This is a genomic window from Labrenzia sp. CP4 (genome assembly GCF_001579905.1).
GTDB classification, from domain to species: domain Bacteria; phylum Pseudomonadota; class Alphaproteobacteria; order Rhizobiales; family Stappiaceae; genus Roseibium; species Roseibium algicola.
In genome coordinates this window covers 5569398-5589427 of the sequence record NZ_CP011927.1, presented here as the reverse complement: position 1 = coordinate 5589427, position 20030 = coordinate 5569398, and the positions used below count along the sequence as shown (strand labels likewise).

Genomic DNA, 20030 nt, shown 5'->3' with positions numbered 1-20030 from the left:
AGGCTCACGGGCATGTGCTGGTTTGGCGAGCGGAGTTGAGTTTGTCTCAGCCGCCGGGCGCGTTACCTCTTTCGGGTAGAATTCGAAATGTCTTCACGGGTCTTCCAACCCATGAAGCGCATTTCAAAGTCGAAGACCACAGCTCGAAACCCAAGCGCGCTGGTCGTCTTTCCGGTCGGGGTTTCGCAATCATCACCAGGTTGGTGATCCCTCCGGAAAGGTCGACCACAACCAGCTCCCTGGAGGACCTGACATGAAACGCCTGCTCCCGCTCACTTTCGTTGCCGCGCTCGTGGCGTCGATGCCACCGGGTACCGCACAGGCCGAAACCGCAGTGCTTGCCGGAGGATGCTTCTGGTGCGTTGAATCCGATCTTGAGAAACTTCCCGGCGTGCGCGATGTCGTTTCCGGCTATGCCGGCGGGGAGACCCAGAACCCTACCTACAAGGACTATGATCGTGGCGGTCACCGGGAGGTCGTCAGGGTCGATTTCGACGAGAACAAGATCAGTTACGCCGAACTTGTCGGGATCTTCCTGCGCACCGTCGATGTGACGGACGCCGGCGGTCAATTCTGCGACCGGGGACATGCCTATTCCACCGCCATCTATCCTCTGGACGAAACCCAGGCGAAACAGGCCAGGGCGGAAATCGCGAAGGCGGAAAAGGCACTCGGCGGAAAGATCGTAACGCCGGTAGAGGCTCCGGCCGTTTTCTGGCCCGCCGAGGACTACCACCAGGCCTATTACAAGAGCCAGGTTCGTACGCTCACCCGCTTCGGCTACGTCACCCGCGCCGACGCCTACAAAGGCTACAGGAAAGGGTGCGGCAGGGATGCACAGGTCAAGGCCGTGTGGGGCAGCGAAGCCTTCAAGGGGCTGCCCAAGGCAGGATCATAACATTCGAAAATGGGCCGTTTCCGCGGGGAACGGCCCAAAAGAACAGCATTTTCGTCGAATTTTCAGGCATCAATTTGCCGTAGGGTAAGGTGTACACTACATACTCTCAGTGGGCTTACGTCTGAAAGGACGCTAACATGCTGAGCTTGTTTGGAAGTCGCGTTACAGCAGAGCCGGAATTTATTTCTGAATTGAGAGCCGTCGAGACGGAAGACCGCCTTCGAAGATCCACCGCCGCCATGCTGGAAGCAGCAGGGTTGGAGATCTGTGACACCAACACACCGACCGAATTTGCGGCAGCTGCCACCGTGTCGATCATGAAGCTCGTGCTGAAAGTGGTCGAGCGCGACTTTGACGAACTGTGCTTCGAAAACCGATTTGTCACCGGCCTGTTCGGGTTCCTGATTGCCCATAATCTGACGCGGCGCACCAATGCTGATCTTGGTGTCGTGCTGGGTATTGCGGGTCTGGACCTCTTCTCGCATGAGGAAATCGAACAGATCTACAAGCTCGGCTCGTCCTACAGGCGTCTGCGCCAGCACCGGAACATGCATCTGGCGCTCAGGGACATCATCGACAGTTTCCTGTCGCATCCTGATGAAGAAACCTTGTCGGATCTTGCCGGGGTGTATCAGCTCTGCCTGCAGCAGGACGGTTGACCGGATTTCATCGGCAACCATCGTGGCGGTCATACGCCGGCTTCAAATGCCTCGACCAGCTCGAGGAACGCCTCGCCGTATTTTTCAAGTTTGGACTGACCGACACCGGAAACGGCCAGCAGCGCATCTTCGGTCACCGGGCGCGCAGCGGATATCCCGGCCAGCGTCGCATCCGTGAACACTACATAGGGCGGTACGCCCTGATCGCGGGCAATCTGGGTCCGCAGCCTGCGCAAGCGTTCAAACAGCAGCCTGTCTTCATGGTCCAGTTCATCGGCGATGGAGGCCGTACGTGAAGAACTCGTCCGTTTCAGGCCTGCCGCGCTTCGGTCCTTGCGCAAGGCGAGCTTCTCGTCACCGCGAAGGACGCTCCGCGCCTTTTCCGTCAGAACCAGAGCACCGAACTGGGCATGGTCGACATCGACGTAGCCTGCGGCGACAAGCTGACGGGCAATCGACTGCCAGGTCTTCTGCGGCACGTCCTGGCCAATTCCGAAAACCGACAGCGTGTCATGGCCGAAGCGGGTGCTTTTCTCGTTGGTCTTGCCCAGAAGCACATCTATGACATGCGCCGTGCCGAAACGTTGGCCAGTACGATAGATCGCCGACATCAGCTTTTGGGCAGCTTCCGTGCCGTCCCAGGTCTCCACCGGGGACAGGCAGGTGTCGCAGTTGCCACAGGGTTTGGGGTAGGTCTCGCCGAAATGGGCCAGCAGGGCCTGACGACGGCAACCGGCCGTTTCACAAATGCCGAGAAGCGCGTTCAGCTTGGCATTTTCCGCACGCTTGACCTCCTCGGGAGCATCGCCCTCGGCAATCATGCGCCGGCGCTGCACCAGATCTGCCATGCCGTAAGCCATGAAGGCTTCGGAAGGAGCGCCGTCGCGGCCTGCGCGGCCGGTTTCCTGGTAATAGGCCTCGACCGAAGACGGCAGATCCAGATGCGCGACATAGCGCACATCCGGCTTGTCGATACCCATGCCGAAGGCAACCGTCGCCACCAGGCACAGCCCTTCTTCCAGCAGAAACGCATCCTGGTTGGCGGAGCGCTGTTCCGCGGGCAATCCGGCGTGATAGGGCAGGGCCCTGATGCCCTTAGAGGTCAGCCATTCGGCGATGTCCTCGACCTTTGCCCGCGACAGGCAATAGACGATGCCGCTCTCGCCGGAGTGCTTCTTCAGGAAATCCAGCAGCTGCTGGCGCTGGTTGGTGCGCTCGACAATCTCGTAGCGGATGTTGGGCCGGTCGAAGCTGGTGGAAAAGACGGCGGCGTCTTCCAGTTGCAGGCGGGCCAGAATGTCTTTTTGGGTGTGCGGGTCGGCAGTCGCGGTCAACGCCACACGCGGCACGCCCGGATAGCGGTCGCGCAGACAGGACAGCGACATGTACTCCGGACGGAAGTCATGTCCCCACTGGCTGACGCAATGCGCTTCATCGATGGCAAAAAGGGCAATCTGCAGCGTGTCCAGGAACTTGCGGAAGCTCTCGGTGCCCAGCCGCTCCGGTGTCACGTAGAGCAGGTCGATTTCACCGCGGCGCAGGGCACTGCGAATGCTGTCCTGTTCTTCAGGTGACAGCGTGGAATTGAGAGCCGCGGCCTGAACGCCAGCGGCGCGAAGCGCACCGACCTGGTCTTTCATCAGCGCGATCAGCGGCGAGACGACAATGCCGACCCCACGCCGGCACAGTGCCGGGATCTGGTAACAGAGCGACTTGCCTGCGCCGGTGGGAAAAAGAACGACAGCGTCGTTGCCGTCCACAAGCGTTTCGATCACCGCCTGCTGTTTGCCCCTGAAGCTGCTGTAGCCGAAAACCTTCTGCAGAACCGCAAGCGGCTTCGGACGCACGGTCGGAGCAACGGCATGCTGCACTGGAATGACTTCCTCCGCGGCAACAGCGGGCGAAACGGGCATGGGTGAGACGGGTCCTTTGATTCTCCCGCACAATGTCTTATTCGCGGAAGAAGGGCAATGAAGGCGGAACCGCGCCTGTGGATGACGTGCAGGCCCTGGTCAGAGCATCAAAAAATCAGATGCTTAGGAGACGCGTGGAGGCGGTGCGTTGGCACCTAGAACTCGGCGTCCGGATCCGTCGCCAGCGTTTCGGCGCAGTGAATGCGCATCTGTTCGGTCAGATCGCCAAGGTCGCCTTCAAGTTTTTCCGGCCGGATCGGCTTGCCGAAATGCACGTTGAACTTGGCATGTTCCTTGTTGAGCAATTCGTTGAAGACCGTCATGTCGCGCAATTCGGTCGACACTCTCGCAAGGAAATAGAACAGACCGGAATTGCGCCCGCCCATGTGCATGGGAATGATCGGGGCCTTGTTCTTGCGTGCCAGCGCCAGGGCTGACGTCATCCAGGGCCGTTCTGTCAGCTTGCCGTCGTGCCAATAGGCCAGGCGCCCTGAGGGAAAAAGCACTACCACCCGCTCCTTGGCAAAGGCGGAGGAGGCGAGCTTGATCGTTTCCTTGGATTTTTCGCGGGTCTTGAAGTCAGCACGCCATTCGACCGGAATGATCATGTCGGCAAGGCGCGGGTTGATGCGGATGGCATCGCGGTTGGCAAAGATCGCAAGATCGTTCCGGCGGGACTTGATCGCATCATAAAGGACGATGCCGTCGGCAATGCCGGTCGGGTGGTTGGACACCAGAACGACGGGGCCTTCCTGCGGAACCCGTTCAAGGCCAAGCGTGGTGACGTCAAGCGACAGCAATCCGCTCAAATGGGCAAAAACCTCCAGCGCTTCCATCTGCGCAATGGTGTCGGCCATTTCGACGGCGGACTTGTAGCGAAGGATCTTGTGCGCGAAGGGTCTGATGAAGGGCCACCACGGGCTGGCCATCACCAGCTTGCCCCGTTCGGCAATCAGAAGGTCGACGATATGCTGCTCAGAAATCTGCCTCTGTGCCGCGGCCTGACGGCGCGTCGGCAAGGTGTCTGTCGTCTGGTCGGTCGTCCGCACAATGCACCTCTGCCCACGAGATTACTGCCTCACTCCGATGCATCGTTAACGAAATCAGCCTCTTGGTGCAAATGATCGTTGTACGAATTTCAGGATCGGAATCCACCCATCGGCGGCTCAGCTCCATAGGGAACTGGTGAAAATTGCCAGCGATGTCAAGAAGGAGGCTGCCCAGGCGAGCGAGCGCGGCGAGGCGCGGTCCGCCCAGTAGCAGCCGATATAAATGATCCTCAGTAACACGAAAAGCACGGCGAGCCTGTCGATCCAGTGCGGGTCGCCGCCCTGGTTGAGGCCAACGAAAACGGCAACCGCAAACAGGGGAAATGCCTCGAAGCCATTCGCCTGTGCCCCCTGTGCGCGGGCGCGGAAACCGTCTCGCCAATAGTCCGGGTCACGTGGGCGGGCGTTGTCGAAGGACTTGTCTAGTTTTGCCGGAAAGACGGAAAGCAGCGGCAGAATGGCGGCGGCAAGGACACACCAGAAGGCGACGGGCATGTGGGCTCCTCAGGAACGTGTTGCAGGTCTTGCGCGCGAATACCCGGAATGAGGCTGCAGCGAGGCACCGGGCTGCACGCGAGCGTTTGTGCGCATATCTATCAGGCTCGTGGAAGATATCCTCATGATTTTCGATGTTGCCCCGGGTTTGTCATAAAGTCTTCCCGTCCCGGCGCTAGGGGGAGGCCGCCCATGGCGTGATTGGCATGGGCTGCAGCCGCGAAGGAATGCCCCTTGTCGAAAACAACCGTTCTGTTCGTCTGTCCGGACAACAGCCTGCTGTCGCCCCTGGCCGAAGCCTATCTGAATTTTCGGGCAGGCGGTCTGATGCGGGCGTTCTCCGCAGGTGTGGCTCCTTCCCAGGAACTGAGCCGGCATGTGCGCCGGATATTGTCGGCACGGGGAATTGATGCCAAAGGGCTTGCGCCCAAGCCGATCGACATTTTCCTGATGCCGCATGCTGAAATTCCCGACAGGGTCGTCTATCTCGCTGACCAGGCGCCGGTGGCCTTGCCGCCGCAGTGGAAGACCACGACATCGAGTCATTGGTGGAACATTGCCGCAAAACCGCCTTTTCCGGATGGTTTTGGTGCCTGCGCCACTTATTTCGAGAAGATTGCGGAGGCGATCGACAGGCTTGTGGAGCCGCCAAAAACAGCAGGCAAGGCCGTCTCGAACCGGGTTGCCTGAGCGATCAGAAAACGGTCGATTCTCAGGATTTTGGATTTTCGACAAATTGTGGGCTAAGAGTTGCTCCCATATTGGGACGAAGGTGAGGGATTGATTCGTCATGATGCGCGCGGGAAAGTTTGTTTTGATCGTCGGCCTGGTGGTCCTGGCAGCTGGTTGCCAGAGATTGTCCGGAGGCCGGAATTATGCCGAACCGCTGCCGGCGACCCCGACGACACCCGTAGGCTCGGGACAGCTTGCACCGCTTGATCCCAACGCGCCGGCCGGCGGTCTCAACGATCCGTCGGCTCAGCCGACCGACCTGGCCAGCAACCCGGTTGCAGCGCCTGCCGATGCCAAGGAAGTTGGCCGGACAGACCTTCTGGGTGGCTGGAAAATCACCTCCGCTGGCGACAACTGCATGGCCTTCATGACGCTGACAACATGGTCCGGCGGCTACCGTGCAAATACCAGAGGTTGTGCTTCGCCTGTACTGTCCGGGATCTCTGCATGGGACCTGAGCGGCAATCAGGTGGTCCTGAAGGACGGCACCGGCCTGATCGTTGCGCAGCTTTACTCCAGCGCTTCCGGCCAGTTCAACGGCCAGACCTCTACCGGATCGCCGATCTCGCTGTACCGTTAAGGCCCCTCCGTATTTATGCTGGACAGCTCGCGCTATAGGTGTATATTTGCATAGCTACCGGAAAGGCTGTGCAAATGTCAAAATACGAACCACTGCGGGAACACTTGGCACGACTGGAAGATGTTGTCTGGGCGGCCAAGCTGAACGAAGTCGAAGATATCATAGGCTCGTCGCTGCCCAAGAGCGCCCGGGAACACCGGACCTGGTGGGCAAACTCCGGCGGCAGTCTCGTTCACCAGAACGCCTGGCTTGATGCCGGCTGGCGGGTAGAGCGAACCGATCTCATGCGCGATGTCATCGTCTTCCGCCGGTTGCGCATCGGCGGAACCGTGGCCGGGGTGTCCGCCCGTATGGATCGGACCGCCAAGAATCCGCAGAAAACCGCAGAAAAGCGGCTCACCAAGGAAATGGCGGCCCTTCGTCAGCCTGCAACCGTAACGTTGCGCTCCGAATGGACCACGCTTGGCGATGTCCAGCGCACGCCCTGTTCCAATTCCATCATTCCGCAGGAAGGCGGCGTTGTGCGCTTCGCAGCCATGGAAGGCGACGAAGTCGTCACTGCCATCGTCGCAACCTTGTCGGTTCACAAGGCCTATCGCAGCCTGCGCATGGCGATGAAGGGTCTGGACGACGATACCGGCAGCCGTGTCGGTACGGAGCTGTTCAAGAAGGCCGGTTTCGATGCCGCCGCACCGATCGAATGCGATGTCGTCAAGTCCGGCAATGCCTGGCTGCTGACCGACGGTCGTGGCCGCAAGGCCAATCTGGACGACCAGTCCGAGTGTTATCTGGTTGCCCAGCTGCTCTATCTTCAGGAAGTCCAGAACGGTCGCAAGACGGCCCTTTACCTGCGCTAAGCGTTGTCTGAGTGCTTTTGCGCTCAGCCGGGCACAGGCATGATGGCCGGGTCCAGTCAGGCCGAGCCGTTTGGGCGTTCATGATTGCGTTCCTCCCGCACAGGACCCCTCCCTGTGCCCTGCGCCCGTAACCCTCCCACCGGTTGCGGGCGCTGTTTGTTCAGAGGGCGTGCTGCGTTCCTGTTTCGAGTTCACCAAGGTTTGGCCTGTGCTTCTCTGCCCCTAATCAGTGAATTGCGAACCGGACTGCTGGGTGCAGTGTTCCGTTAAGGGGGGCAGTGATGGCGGCGCCGGAAGGAGCGTCATCGCTGGATCAGTCGCATACCTTCCCCCGAGAGCACGCCTTCGATGAAAGATGTCTTGCCGGAATTGTATGTTTCCCAGTCGGGGGGCGAACCGGCCTTGAGGGCAAGGTCCCGTTTCAACACGGCATAGCGCCCGGCAAGGCTGGCATCGCCTCGCAAGGCGTCGCGAAATTGGCGCCGCTGCGCAGGTGAGGGGCAATCGGATGCACACAGACACAGCCGATGCGCGATAATCAGCTCGTGATTTTCCCTCTCCTTCCACTGGAGGACTGGTCCGGCTGGCCGGGTCGTTTGCACTTCGTCTTCCCGAAAGCGGGCGCCGAGATCATGGTAGCCATACAGCAGGAGATCGTTGCTGAGTGCAGCCGGTGAAAATCCGGGAGCCAGCGTTACATCGATATGAAGTTTGGGTTTGGCAATCAGCCCAGGGACGGCCGTGGACCCGACATGGTCCAGGCGCAGGGCCCTTGCTCCCAGAAGATGTCCGAGGTCGTCGATCAGCAGGTCAGCCTGGCGAAACCAGTCCGGATTATGTGGGAGCAACGGAATGGACATGAGGTCTGAAATCCTTAAATTTCAAACGGTTGAAAAACAAATCCGTAAGAATGTGTGATCGTATGCAACCATATCATGACTTGCATCTGCGACGTTTTGACCTTATTCCGCCGTGCAAATAGATACGTCCAAGACCCCATGAATTCTCATGGAGGGAGCAGCACCCTTGAAGATGGAACTGCCGGTCAACCGCGCCCTGAGCGCCCGCTACGACGCGCTCATAGCGTCGGGTGAGATCAAGGAAGACCCCGTGCAACGGGAGGCGGTGCGCCAGCTCGATCTCCTGAACACCCGTCTTGCCGAAACCCGCCTGGCCTCCAAGAAGAGTTCACTTGGCTGGCTGTTCGCCAACAAGAAGAACCAGCTCTGGGCCTCCGTACAGGGGTTGTACATGTGGGGCGGTGTTGGGCGCGGCAAGACGATGCTGATGGACCTCTTTTACGAGGTCACGGTCATCCGCCGCAAAAGGCGTGTACATTTCCACGAGTTCATGACCGACGTGCACGAGCGCATTCATGCCCACCGCCAGGCGCACAAGCGCGGCGAGGTCAAGGGTGACGATCCGATCCCGCCCGTGGCGAGCCAGATTGCCGAAGAAACGCGGCTGCTGCTGTTTGATGAGTTCTCGGTGACCGACATCGCCGATGCCATGATCCTCGGCCGCCTGTTCACCCAGCTTTTCGAGCGCGGTGTCATCGTTGTCGCCACGTCCAACGTCGAGCCGTCTCTCCTCTACAAGGATGGGCTCAACCGCCAGCTGTTCCTGCCCTTCATCAAGATGCTGACCTCCAAGGTGGAAGTGCTGCATCTGGATAGTCCGACGGATTACCGGCTGGAGAAGCTTGCTGGTGCGCCGGTCTATGTCACGCCTCTGGGGGAAAGTGCAAACGCCCAGATGGATGAGCTCTTTGCCAAGCTGACGCACGGCATGACACCGCATGCCGAAGAGCTGGAGAACAAGGGCCGCAAGATTGCCGTTCCCTGTGTTGCGGCGGGAGCGGCCAGGTTCACCTTCGATGACCTGTGCATGCAGCCGTTGGGGGCAAGTGATTATCTGCGCATCGCTCATGCCTTCGGCACAGTGTTTCTGGACAACGTGCCCGTGCTGTCCAAGGCGCGGCGCAACGAAGCCAAGCGCTTCATCAATCTGATCGATACGCTTTACGATAACGGCATCAAGCTGGTGGTATCGGCTGAGGCCGAGCCGCAGGATCTTTACGTCGGCGAGGTCGGCACGGAAGCCTTCGAATTCGACCGGACGGCCTCCCGGTTGATCGAGATGCGGTCCGAGGCGTACCTTGCGGGAGAAAGACGACAAGTACACGCATAGGTCTGCATTCCCTATAGGTGAATTATGCAGACGGGAAGATCTGAGAAAATTTGTCCGGCATCGCGCAATATTCTTTTGGCGAGGTTGCGCGGGCGGATCAAAGGGAGTAGTGCCATCCTCAGTCATCAGAGGATGGCATGGAGTTCCATCTTACGTAAAGGGAAACTTTCGAAATGGCGCGGAACAAGATTGCCTTGATCGGCTCTGGTCAGATCGGCGGCACGCTCGCACATCTGGCAGGTTTGAAGGAACTGGGAGACATCGTGCTCTTCGACATCGCGGAAGGTGTTCCGCAGGGTAAGGCGCTCGACCTGGCCGAGTCCTCCCCGGTCGATGGCTTCGATGCCAAAATGGCAGGTGCCAACAGCTACGAAGCCATCGAAGGCTCGGACGTTGTCATCGTTACCGCCGGTGTTCCGCGTAAACCCGGCATGAGCCGCGACGACCTTCTGGAAATCAACCTGAAGGTTATGGAGCAGGTTGGCGCCGGCATCGCAAAGTATGCCCCGAACGCATTCGTCATCTGCATCACCAACCCGCTCGACGCGATGGTCTGGGCCCTGCAGAAGTTCTCCGGTCTGCCGAAGAACAAGGTCGTCGGCATGGCAGGCGTACTGGATAGCGCCCGTTTCCGTTACTTCCTGGCAGACGAGTTCAACGTCTCCATCGAAGATGTGACCGCATTCGTTCTCGGCGGTCACGGCGACACCATGGTGCCGCTGACCCGCTACTCCACCGTTGCCGGTATCCCGCTCACCGACCTGGTCAAGATGGGCTGGTGCACTGCCGAGCGTCTGGAAGAAATCGTCCAGCGTACCCGTGATGGCGGCGCGGAGATCGTCGGCCTCCTGAAGACCGGCTCCGCTTTCTACGCTCCGGCGGCTTCCGCCATCGCAATGGCAGAAAGCTACCTGAAGGACAAGAAGCGCGTTCTGCCGTGTGCTGCTGCTCTCGACGGCCAGTACGGCCTGAAGGACACCTATGTGGGCGTTCCGGTCGTGATCGGCGCCGATGGCGTCGAACGCATCATCGAGATCGACCTGCAGGGCGACGAAAAGGCCAACTTCGACAAGTCTGTCGCTTCCGTCGACGGTCTGGTCGAGGCCTGCAAGAAAATTCAGCCGGCGCTCGCCTGAACCGGGCCCGCCTAAGGGAATTTGCGGCCGTTCTTCCTGCCGGGAAGAACGGTCCTCCGACAACGGGGGAAACACATGAACATTCATGAATACCAGGCCAAGGCCGTTCTGAAGGAATACGGTGCACCGGTGGCCGAAGGCGTTGCCATCTTCTCCGCCGACGAAGCCGAAGCAGCCGCCAAGAGCCTTCCGGGCCCGCTCTGGGTCGTGAAGTCGCAGATCCACGCAGGTGGCCGCGGCAAGGGCAAGTTCAAGGAACTGTCCGCTGATGCCAAGGGCGGTGTCCGTCTGGCTTTCTCGCTGGACGAAGTCACGTCCAACGCCAAGGAAATGCTCGGCAACACGCTGGTCACCAAACAGACCGGTGCCGCCGGCAAGGTGGTCAACCGTCTCTACATCGAAGACGGCGCCGACATCGAACGTGAGCTTTACCTCTCCATTCTGGTCGACCGGACCGTTGGCCGCCCGGCTTTCGTTGTCTCCACCGAAGGTGGCATGGACATTGAAGCGGTGGCCGAAGAAACCCCCGAAAAGATCGTCACCCTGCCGATCGATCCGGAAACCGGTGTGACCGAAGCCGATGCCGCCAAGCTGTGCGACGCGCTGGAACTGACCGGTGCGGCACGCGAAGACGGCATGAAGCTGTTCCCGATCCTGCACACGGCTTTCGTCGAGAAGGACATGAGCCTTCTGGAAGTCAACCCGCTGATCGTCATGAAGGACGGCCGCCTGCGCGTACTGGACGCCAAGGTTTCCTTCGACGGCAACGCCCTGTTCCGTCATCCGGACATCATGGAGCTGCGCGACGTCACCGAGGAAGACGACAAGGAAATCGAGGCCTCCAAGTACGACCTCGCCTATGTCGCTCTCGACGGTGACATCGGCTGCATGGTCAACGGTGCCGGCCTTGCCATGGCGACCATGGACATCATCAAGCTCTACGGCGCCGAGCCGGCCAACTTCCTCGATGTTGGCGGTGGCGCTTCCAAGGAGAAGGTGACGGCCGCGTTCAAGATCATCACCTCCGATCCGAACGTGAAGGGCATCCTGGTCAACATCTTCGGTGGCATCATGCGCTGCGACGTGATCGCGGAAGGCGTGGTTGCAGCCGTCAAGGAAGTCGGCCTGCAGGTTCCGCTCGTTGTTCGCCTGGAAGGCACCAACGTGGAACTCGGCAAGAAGATCATCAACGAAAGCGGTCTGAACGTGATCGCCGCTGACGATCTCGACGACGCCGCCCAGAAAATCGTGAAAGCGGTCAAGGGTTAATGTTCAAACTGGCACCAATTGCTGCCCTGTTTGGTCTGGGGATTTTGCTGACGGCCTGTAGCGGTGAATTGTCACCAACTACGGAAGAGCTATCAGCTTGTGCTCAGGGAATTCTCAAACACGGCAGTGTAGGTGTCCGAGGTGATGAGTACGGTTACCGTTCGTTTTCCGGCACCTCAGGCCGTTCCGTTCAAATCAACTATCCCTCCACCAACAAGAGACCAGGCTTCACCTGTACGATTGTTGATGGCGAAATCGTTGAGATTGTGCGGTTTGATCTGATTTTTCCGACGGACGGCAAAGAGCTTTGACCCTGCGATTTCGAGCTGAGGAAACTAAAATATGTCGATCCTCGTCAATAAAGACACGAAAATCATCGTTCAGGGCCTGACCGGCAAGACCGGCACGTTCCACACGGAACAGGCGCTTGAATATTACGGCACCAAGATGGTCGCCGGTGTGCACCCGAAAAAGGGTGGCGAGACCTGGTCTTCCGGTGTCGACAGCGCGGCCTCTCTGCCGATCTTTGCGAGCGTTGGTGAAGCCAGGGAAGCAACCGGTGCCGACGCCTCCGTGATCTACGTTCCGCCGGCAGGCGCGGGCGCCGCGATCATCGAGGCCATCGAAGCGGAAGTTCCGTTCATCGTCTGCATCACCGAAGGCATCCCGGTTGCCGACATGGTCAAGGTCAAGGCCAAGCTGGAGAAATCCAAGTCGCGCCTCCTCGGTCCGAACTGCCCCGGTATCCTGACCCCGGAAGAATGCAAGATCGGCATCATGCCAGGCTCCATCTTCAAGAAAGGCTCCGTCGGTGTTGTTTCCCGCTCCGGCACCCTTACTTATGAAGCTGTCTTCCAGACCACCAATGCCGGCCTCGGCCAGACGACGGCTGTCGGTATCGGTGGCGACCCGGTCAAGGGCACCGAGTTCATCGACGTCCTGGAAATGTTCCTGGCCGACGACGAAACCCAGTCGATCATCATGATCGGCGAAATCGGTGGCTCCGCGGAAGAAGACGCGGCGCAGTTCCTGAAGGACGAAGCCAAGCGCGGCCGGTCCAAGCCGATGGCTGGTTTCATCGCCGGACGGACAGCGCCTCCGGGCCGCACCATGGGCCACGCCGGTGCCGTTATTTCAGGCGGCAAGGGCGGTGCAGAAGACAAGATCGCTGCGATGGAAGCTGCTGGCATCAAGGTGTCACCGTCTCCTGCGAAGCTCGGCGAGACCCTTCTCGAAGTCTTGAAGGGCTGATTCTGCAAGAATCTTTAGCGATGGGGACGGAAACTGTTTACGTTTCCTGTCGCATGATGAAAGGATGGGTTCCGGCGCGGTTGACGTGCCGTAACCATTTTTCGAGGGGTCGGTGGAAACCATCGGCCATTGTAGGGAAACCGGCCGCGGGTCAATTTTTCGGGCCCGCCTAAACAAAAGGGCGGAGGATACCTCCGCTAAAGGACATGGCACGGCAGGAAGCGAACAACGTATTCGCACTGACGTCGTTGCTTTACGGCGCCAACGCAGCCTATATCGAAGACCTCTACGCACAGTACAAGACAGATCCGAGCTCGGTCGACGCCGAGTGGCAGGACTTCTTTGCGGCCTTCCAGGACGAGAAGGAAGCAGTGCTGAAAGAGGCTCGCGGGGCGACCTGGAAACGCAAGGACTGGCCGATCGAGGCCAATGGCGACCTCGTCAATGCATTCGACGGCAACTGGGGCCCGATTGAGCAGAAGCTCGGCGACAAACTGAAGAAGAAGGCTGAAGCCAAGGGCGAGCCGGTTTCGGATCAGGAAGTTCATCAGGCGACCCGCGATTCCGTTCGCGCCCTGATGATGATCCGCGCCTATCGCATGCGCGGCCATCTTCATGCAGATCTCGACCCCCTCAGCCTGGCCGGCAAGGGCGACCACGAGGAACTGCATCCCTCCTCCTACGGCTTCACCGAAGCCGACTGGGACCACAAGATCTTCATCGACCACGTGCTGGGTCTGGAATACGCCACCATCCGCGAGATGATGGACATCCTGAAGCGGACCTATTGCTCGACGCTGGGTGTCGAGTTCATGCATATCTCCGATCCGGCGGCCAAGGCCTGGATCCAGGAGCGCATCGAAGGTCCGGACAAGCAGGTTGCCTTCACCACGGAAGGCAAAAAGGCGATCCTGAACAAGCTGGTCGAAGCCGAAGGTTTCGAAAAGTTTCTGGACGTCAAATACACCGGCACCAAGCGCTTCGGCCTGGATGGTGGTGAAGCGCTGATCCCGGCGCTGGAGCAGATCATCAAACGCGGCGGCTCCATGGGCCTTAAGGAAATCGTGTTCGGCATGGCCCACCGCGGCCGCCTGAACGTGCTTTCCCAGGTGATGGCCAAGCCGCACCGGGCAATCTTCCACGAGTTCAAGGGCGGCTCCTACGCGCCGGACGATGTGGAAGGCTCCGGCGACGTGAAGTATCACCTCGGCGCGTCTTCCGACCGGACGTTCGACGGCAACGATGTGCACCTGTCGCTGACGGCAAACCCCTCGCACCTGGAAATCGTCAACCCGGTGGTTCTGGGCAAGGCGCGCGCCAAGCAGGATCAGCTGGCTGCCGACGAGAACGGCAATTTCGTCGACACGACCGAAATCGACCGTGGCACGGTTCTGCCGCTGCTGCTGCACGGCGACGCCGCATTCGCCGGCCAGGGTGTTGTTGCGGAATGCTTTGGCCTGTCCGCGCTGCGTGGCCACCGCACCGGCGGTTCGGTCCATGTGATCATCAACAACCAGATCGGCTTCACCACCAACCCGCGCTTCTCGCGGTCTTCGCCCTATCCGTCGGATATGGCGAAGGTGATCGAGGCGCCGATCTTCCACGTCAACGCGGATGATCCGGAAGCCGTCGTCTTTGCGGCCAAGATCGCGATTGAATATCGCCAGACGTTCCATCGTCCGGTGGTCATCGACATGATCTGCTATCGCCGCTTCGGCCACAACGAGGGCGACGAGCCGGCGTTCACGCAGCCGATCATGTACCGCAAGATCCGCAAGCATGCGACGACGCTGCAGCTCTACTCGGAACGCCTGATCAAGGAAGGTGTTCTGACGCAGGACGAAGTCGAGCACATGAAAGCCGACTGGCGCAAGCATCTGGACGACGAGTTCGATGCCGGCCAGGCCTTCAAGCCGAATAAGGCCGACTGGCTGGACGGCAAGTGGGCAGGCATGAAACGGGCCGACGACGAAGACGATCCGCGTCGCGGTGAAACCGGTCTGCCGATGGATGAACTGAAGTCGATCGGCCGGGCTCTGACCCACGTGCCGGACGGTTTCAACATCCACCGCACGATCGCGCGCTTCATGAACCAGCGCGAGCGCATGATCGAGACCGGCGAAGGCATCGACTGGGCTACCGCTGAAGCGCTTGCCTTCGGTTCGCTGCTGAAGGAAGGCCACCCGGTGCGCCTGTCCGGTCAGGATTGCGAACGCGGCACGTTCTCGCAGCGCCATTCGGTTCTGTACGATCAGGAAGACGAGAGCCGGTACATTCCGCTCAACAACGTCTCTCCCGATCAGCAGCGCTACGAGGTCATCAACTCGATGCTCTCGGAAGAAGCCGTGCTCGGCTTCGAATATGGCTACTCGCTGGCAGAGCCGCGTGCTCTGACCCTTTGGGAAGCCCAGTTCGGCGATTTCGCCAACGGCGCCCAGGTGGTGTTCGACCAGTTCATCTCTTCGGGTGAGCGCAAGTGGCTGCGCATGTCCGGCCTCGTCTGCCTGCTGCCGCATGGCTACGAAGGTCAGGGACCTGAGCACTCTTCCGCCCGTCTGGAGCGTTACCTCCAGCTTTGCGCTGAAGACAACATGCAGGTTGCGAATTGTTCGACGCCGTCGAACTACTTCCACATCCTGCGTCGTCAGCTGCGCCGCGATATCCGCAAGCCGCTTATCCTCATGACGCCGAAATCCTTGCTGCGTCACAAGAAGGCGGTATCCACGCTGCAGGAACTCGGTCCGGAGTCCTCCTTCCACCGTCTGTTGTGGGACGACTGGGGGCCCAACCTGAATTCGGAAGGCAAGCTGGTTTCAGACGACAAGATCCGGCGCGTCGTGATGTGCTCGGGCAAGGTCTACTATGATCTGTTCGAAGAGCGCGAAAAGCGCGGCGTCAACGACGTCTACCTGCTCCGCGTCGAACAGCTCTATCCGTTCCCGAAAAAGGCGCTGATGCTGGAACTGGCGCGCTTCCCGCAGGCCGAAATGGTCTGGTGTCAGGAAGAGCCCAAGAACATGGGCAGCTGGTTCTTCGTCGAGTCCTACATCGAATGGGTCCTGGAGCAGATCGACGCCAAGCACAAGCGCCCGCGCTATGCTGGCCGCAATGCGATGGCATCGACCGCAACCGGCCTGATGTCCTCGCATCTGGCGCAGTTGCAGGCGTTCCTCGAAGAGGCTCTGGGAAGTTAGTCACAAGAGGGCCTTCGGGCCCTCTTTCAAAAATTTGGCCAGGTAATTTTAAGAGAAGGCGACCATGGCAACCGAAATTCGCGTCCCCACGCTGGGTGAATCCGTTTCCGAAGCGACTATTGCGCAGTGGTTCAAGAAACCGGGCGACGCCGTCAGCCAGGACGAGCCCCTTGTGGAACTGGAAACCGACAAGGTAACCGTCGAAGTTCCGGCACCGGCCGCGGGCACGCTGGAAAGCATCGTGGTCAAGGAAGGCGACACCGTTGAAGTTGGCGCCCTGCTCGGTCAGATCGCAGAAGGCGCCGGTGCTCCGGCCGCGAAGGCTGAAGCGGCTCCGGCAAAGGCTGACGCCAAGGCCGAAACCAAATCCGAAAAGGCCCAGCTGGTTGATGTCGTCACGCCGAGCGCAGGCGAATCCGTCACCGAGGCGGAAGTCGGCGAATGGAGCGTGAAGGTCGGTGATGTCGTCAAGGCCGACGACACGCTGGTGGAACTGGAAACCGACAAGGCGGCCCAGGAAGTTCCGGCCCCGGTTGCCGGCACCATCGTCAAGATCGCAGTCGAAACCGGTACGACCGTGGAACCCGGCGTTCTGCTCTGCCAGATCGATCCGTCAGGCGAAGGTGCTGCTGCTGCTCCGGCAGCCGCTGCACCGGCTGCGTCCGCTCCGGCCGCAAGCGGTGGGTCTTCCATGCCGCCGGCTCCGTCTGCTCAGAAGATGATGGCTGAAAACAACCTTTCCGCCGACCAGGTTGCCGGGTCCGGCAAGCGTGGTCAGGTACTGAAGGAAGACGTCATCAACGCGATCGCCTCCGGTGCAACCTCTTCGTCGTCAGCCCCGTCGGCTGCTCCCGTTGCCCGTGGCCCGGTTGCCGCCCAGGACGAAATTCGCGAAGAACGCGTTCGCATGACCAAGCTGCGCCAGACCATTGCGCGCCGCCTGAAGGACGCACAGAACTCCGCGGCCATGCTTACCACCTACAACGAAGTGGACATGGGCCCGGTCATGGAACTGCGCAAGCAGTACAAGGACCTGTTTGAGAAGAAACACGGCGTCAAGCTCGGCTTCATGGGCTTCTTCACCAAGGCGGTGACCCATGCGCTGAAAGAGATCCCGGCAGTCAATGCCGAGATCGACGGCACCGACATCATCTACAAGAACTTCTGCCACATCGGCGTCGCCGTTGGCACGGACAAGGGCCTTGTGGTTCCGGTTGTGCGCGACGCGGACCAGATGTCCATCGCCGAGATCGAGCAGGAAATCGGCAACCTCGGCCGCAAGGCACGCGACGGCAAGCTGGGCATGGCTGATATGTCCGGCGGCACCTTCACCATCTCCAATGGCGGGGTGTATGGTTCGCTGATGTCTTCGCCGATCCTGAACGCGCCGCAGTCCGGTATCCTGGGCATGCACAAGATCCAGGAACGTCCGATGGCTGTGAACGGCCAGGTGGTTATCCGCCCGATGATGTATCTGGCGCTCTCCTATGACCACCGGATTGTCGACGGCAAGGAAGCCGTGACCTTCCTGGTTCGCGTCAAGGAAAGCCTGGAAGATCCGCAGCGTCTGGTTCTGGATCTCTGATCCGGTTCAGTGCCTAGCTTGTGCCTTGCCGGGAGGTGCCCGGACATTTTAAGGTTGCCTGGCCAGCGGCGTTCCAGCTCTCGCGGTTGAATGCCCGTCGGTCTGGCCCAGGAGGAGCCGCATTGTGAGCCTGGAATTTCTGATTACTGCTCTTGTCGTGGTGCTTGTTCCGGGCACCGGTGTTGTTTATACGGTTGCCGTCGGACTTGGCAGAGGCCGTCAGGCATCCGTTGCCGCGGCCTTCGGCTGCACCCTCGGTATCATTCCCGCAATTCTGGCGTCCGTTGTGGGCCTGGCGGCGCTGATGCACACCAGTGCCCTGGTATTCCAGGGCGTGAAATACGCCGGTGTCGCCTATCTTCTCTACCTTGCCTGGCAGACGCTGAAAGACAGCGGACCGATGGAACTGAAAGCCGACAGGGGTTCGCGCAAGAGCTTCCTTGCAACGGCGCGCACCGGCTTCCTGATCAACATCCTCAATCCCAAGCTGACGGTTTTCTTCCTCGCCTTCCTGCCGCAATTCGTCAGCCATGATGCCGTCAATCCAACGCTCGACATGCTGCTGATGGGCGGCGTCTTCATGGCAATGACCTTCGTTGTCTTTGTCATCTATGGCGCGTTTGCTTCACTGGTCGGCGAGAAGGTGTTGAAGAGCGATCGTGTGATGGTCTGGATGCGCCGGACCGTGGCTGCAACCTTTGCCGGGTTCGGCTTGCGGCTGGCTCTGGCGGAGCAATAATCGGATCATCGCCGACACGGTGTGAGACGGTCAGGAGGAACAGGAATATGAACGCCATAAAGCGTTATGCCCTTTCGGTTGTTCTTGTTGTCTGGACCGTCCTCGGATTGATAGTCGCGTCGCACGCAAGCGAACAACGCACTGCGCTTGTGATCGGAAACGCGCAATACGGCTATGGCCCGCTCGCCAATCCGGTCAATGACGCTCTGGCCATCGCCCGCGCCCTCGACAAGGCCGGCTTCGAGGTCATCCTCCAGACTGACGCCAACCGCGATGCCATGGAGCAGGCAATCCGGGCCTTCGGTGATCGGCTGAAAAAGGAGGGTGGCGTCGGCCTGTTCTATTACGCCGGCCACGGTATCCAGATTAAGGGCGAAAACTACCTGCTGCCTGTGGCAGGGGATGCGCCGGCGGACGAGGTCCTGCAGCAGCAGTCGGTTGCGGTCAGCGAGGCCGTGGAAGTAATGACGTCGTCCCATGACGGGCTCAACATCGTCGTGCTGGACGCCTGCCGCAACAATCCCCTCGGTGGGGCATCGTCCGGCCTGTCGCGGATCGACAGCAACGCGCGCCTGTTTGTCTCATATTCGACGTCACCTGGCTCCGTGGCTCTGGACGGGCAGGGCAGCAACAGCCCTTTCACCAAGCATCTGGCCAGCGCCATCGCGACCCCGGCGCTCAATCTGGAAGAAACCTTCAAGCGCACGCTGAAGGGCGTCTTTCAGGAAACGAACGGCCAGCAAACGCCCTGGATTTCCTCGTCCTTCTTCGGAGATTTCACCTTCGTTGACGGCGGCACAGATAATCCGGCAGGATCGGTGCCCAAGATGGCCGCTCTTGCGGCAATCGGAACCGCGCTCAAGGAGAGCACCGCGCGCACCGGTCCGGCCCGCCAGATCTCGGGTGTCTACCGGGTCGAGGGAACCAACCCGAACGGAACGACCTACGACGGCATGCTGGCAATCACGCCGGAAGACCGGAATGTGCGGCTCACCTGGTGGATCGGGACCGACGTCTTCACCGGCGTCGGCGAGTTCGCTGGCCGCATGCTGGTGGTCAACTGGGGAGACAAGCACCCTGTCGTCTATTCCTTCACTGGCGCGGAAACGCTGGACGGTGAATGGGCGGACGGCTCGGCCAGCGAAAAGCTGACGCTCTATTCGCGCACTGCACCGGTCGAGGCGGAAGGGCTGACTGGCAATTATTCGGTTGCCGGCCGAAATCCGGACGGCACGACATATGACGGTACGGTCGTGTTGACGCAGCAGGGCCGGACATTCACGCTGATCTGGACAGTCGGCACCGACAGCTATCGCGGCGTGGGTGAACTGGACGGCAACGTGCTGACGGTGGACTGGGGCGACAAGACGCCGGTGGTTTACGCGGTCATGGCGGACGGGCATTTGAAAGGCCTCTGGGCCGCGGGCCGCGGCGCTGAAGAACTGACGCGCATTCAAGGGCAATAGGAACGGGAGCCGGTGGG

Annotated in this window: 18 protein-coding genes; 14 read left to right on the top strand and 4 right to left on the bottom strand. The window is 60.1% G+C overall.

Annotation, left to right across the window (positions count from 1 at the left end):
- Positions 1 to 301: 301 nt before the first annotated feature.
- On the top strand, positions 302 to 898 hold the full coding sequence (gene msrA, locus ACP90_RS25680) for a peptide-methionine (S)-S-oxide reductase MsrA (RefSeq protein WP_209018020.1): 597 nt from the start codon (positions 302 to 304) through the stop codon (positions 896 to 898).
- Between the two features lie 137 nt (positions 899 to 1035).
- Entirely contained in the window at positions 1036 to 1557 is a 522-nt protein-coding gene (locus ACP90_RS25675) for a hypothetical protein (RefSeq protein WP_022999027.1), read from the top strand.
- A 29-nt stretch (positions 1558 to 1586) separates the two neighbouring features.
- On the opposite strand, the gene recQ is transcribed toward ACP90_RS25675, so the two are convergent.
- The 3 genes from recQ to ACP90_RS25660 form a co-directional block, all read right to left on the bottom strand.
- Complete coding sequence (recQ, locus tag ACP90_RS25670) at positions 1587 to 3470, bottom strand: DNA helicase RecQ (RefSeq protein WP_082809851.1); 1884 nt, start codon at positions 3468 to 3470, stop codon at positions 1587 to 1589.
- A 155-nt stretch (positions 3471 to 3625) separates the two neighbouring features.
- Positions 3626 to 4519, bottom strand: coding sequence for a 1-acyl-sn-glycerol-3-phosphate acyltransferase (locus tag ACP90_RS25665; RefSeq protein ID WP_022999025.1), 894 nt, complete (start codon positions 4517 to 4519; stop codon positions 3626 to 3628).
- 117 nt (positions 4520 to 4636) lie between these two features.
- Complete coding sequence (locus tag ACP90_RS25660) at positions 4637 to 5014, bottom strand: MAPEG family protein (protein ID WP_022999024.1); 378 nt, start codon at positions 5012 to 5014, stop codon at positions 4637 to 4639.
- A gap of 234 nt (positions 5015 to 5248) precedes the next feature.
- Between ACP90_RS25660 and ACP90_RS25655 the strand changes: the two genes are divergently transcribed.
- The 3 genes from ACP90_RS25655 to ACP90_RS25645 all read left to right on the top strand — a co-directional run bounded on the left by ACP90_RS25655 (position 5249) and on the right by ACP90_RS25645 (position 7183).
- A complete protein-coding gene (locus ACP90_RS25655) occupies positions 5249 to 5704 on the top strand; it encodes a hypothetical protein (RefSeq protein ID WP_022999023.1) in 456 nt (151 codons plus the stop codon).
- Between the two features lie 100 nt (positions 5705 to 5804).
- A complete protein-coding gene (locus tag ACP90_RS25650; protein ID WP_022999022.1) occupies positions 5805 to 6326 on the top strand; it encodes a protease inhibitor Inh/omp19 family protein in 522 nt (173 codons plus the stop codon).
- Between the two features lie 74 nt (positions 6327 to 6400).
- On the top strand, positions 6401 to 7183 hold the full coding sequence (locus ACP90_RS25645) for a hypothetical protein (protein ID WP_022999021.1): 783 nt from the start codon (positions 6401 to 6403) through the stop codon (positions 7181 to 7183).
- Between the two features lie 302 nt (positions 7184 to 7485).
- Here the strand turns inward: ACP90_RS25645 and ACP90_RS25640 are convergent, their stop codons facing one another.
- Entirely contained in the window at positions 7486 to 8043 is a 558-nt protein-coding gene (locus tag ACP90_RS25640) for a GrpB family protein (RefSeq protein ID WP_062490821.1), read from the bottom strand.
- Positions 8044 to 8215: 172 nt separating this feature from the next.
- Between ACP90_RS25640 and zapE the strand changes: the two genes are divergently transcribed.
- From zapE to ACP90_RS25595, 9 genes are all read left to right on the top strand, one after another.
- Positions 8216 to 9373 (top strand): cell division protein ZapE, encoded by a 1158-nt coding sequence (zapE, locus tag ACP90_RS25635; RefSeq protein ID WP_062490819.1) that lies wholly within the window; start codon positions 8216 to 8218, stop codon positions 9371 to 9373.
- Between the two features lie 173 nt (positions 9374 to 9546).
- The gene (gene mdh / locus ACP90_RS25630; protein ID WP_022999018.1) at positions 9547 to 10509 is read left to right on the top strand and encodes a malate dehydrogenase; all 963 of its coding nucleotides are present in this window, start codon (positions 9547 to 9549) and stop codon (positions 10507 to 10509) included.
- Between the two features lie 75 nt (positions 10510 to 10584).
- On the top strand, positions 10585 to 11778 hold the full coding sequence (sucC, locus tag ACP90_RS25625; protein WP_022999017.1) for an ADP-forming succinate--CoA ligase subunit beta: 1194 nt from the start codon (positions 10585 to 10587) through the stop codon (positions 11776 to 11778).
- On the top strand, positions 11778 to 12089 hold the full coding sequence (locus tag ACP90_RS25620; protein WP_062490817.1) for a hypothetical protein: 312 nt from the start codon (positions 11778 to 11780) through the stop codon (positions 12087 to 12089). Before sucC ends, ACP90_RS25620 begins: the two co-directional genes overlap by 1 nt.
- A gap of 31 nt (positions 12090 to 12120) precedes the next feature.
- On the top strand, positions 12121 to 13029 hold the full coding sequence (gene sucD / locus ACP90_RS25615; RefSeq protein ID WP_022999015.1) for a succinate--CoA ligase subunit alpha: 909 nt from the start codon (positions 12121 to 12123) through the stop codon (positions 13027 to 13029).
- Between the two features lie 206 nt (positions 13030 to 13235).
- Positions 13236 to 16223 (top strand): 2-oxoglutarate dehydrogenase E1 component, encoded by a 2988-nt coding sequence (locus tag ACP90_RS25610; RefSeq protein ID WP_062490815.1) that lies wholly within the window; start codon positions 13236 to 13238, stop codon positions 16221 to 16223.
- 64 nt (positions 16224 to 16287) lie between these two features.
- The gene (gene odhB / locus ACP90_RS25605) at positions 16288 to 17808 is read left to right on the top strand and encodes a 2-oxoglutarate dehydrogenase complex dihydrolipoyllysine-residue succinyltransferase (RefSeq protein WP_062490813.1); all 1521 of its coding nucleotides are present in this window, start codon (positions 16288 to 16290) and stop codon (positions 17806 to 17808) included.
- A gap of 124 nt (positions 17809 to 17932) precedes the next feature.
- Complete coding sequence (locus ACP90_RS25600) at positions 17933 to 18547, top strand: LysE family translocator (RefSeq protein ID WP_022999012.1); 615 nt, start codon at positions 17933 to 17935, stop codon at positions 18545 to 18547.
- 47 nt (positions 18548 to 18594) lie between these two features.
- The gene (locus ACP90_RS25595) at positions 18595 to 20013 is read left to right on the top strand and encodes a caspase family protein (RefSeq protein ID WP_022999011.1); all 1419 of its coding nucleotides are present in this window, start codon (positions 18595 to 18597) and stop codon (positions 20011 to 20013) included.
- Positions 20014 to 20030 lie beyond the last annotated feature (17 nt).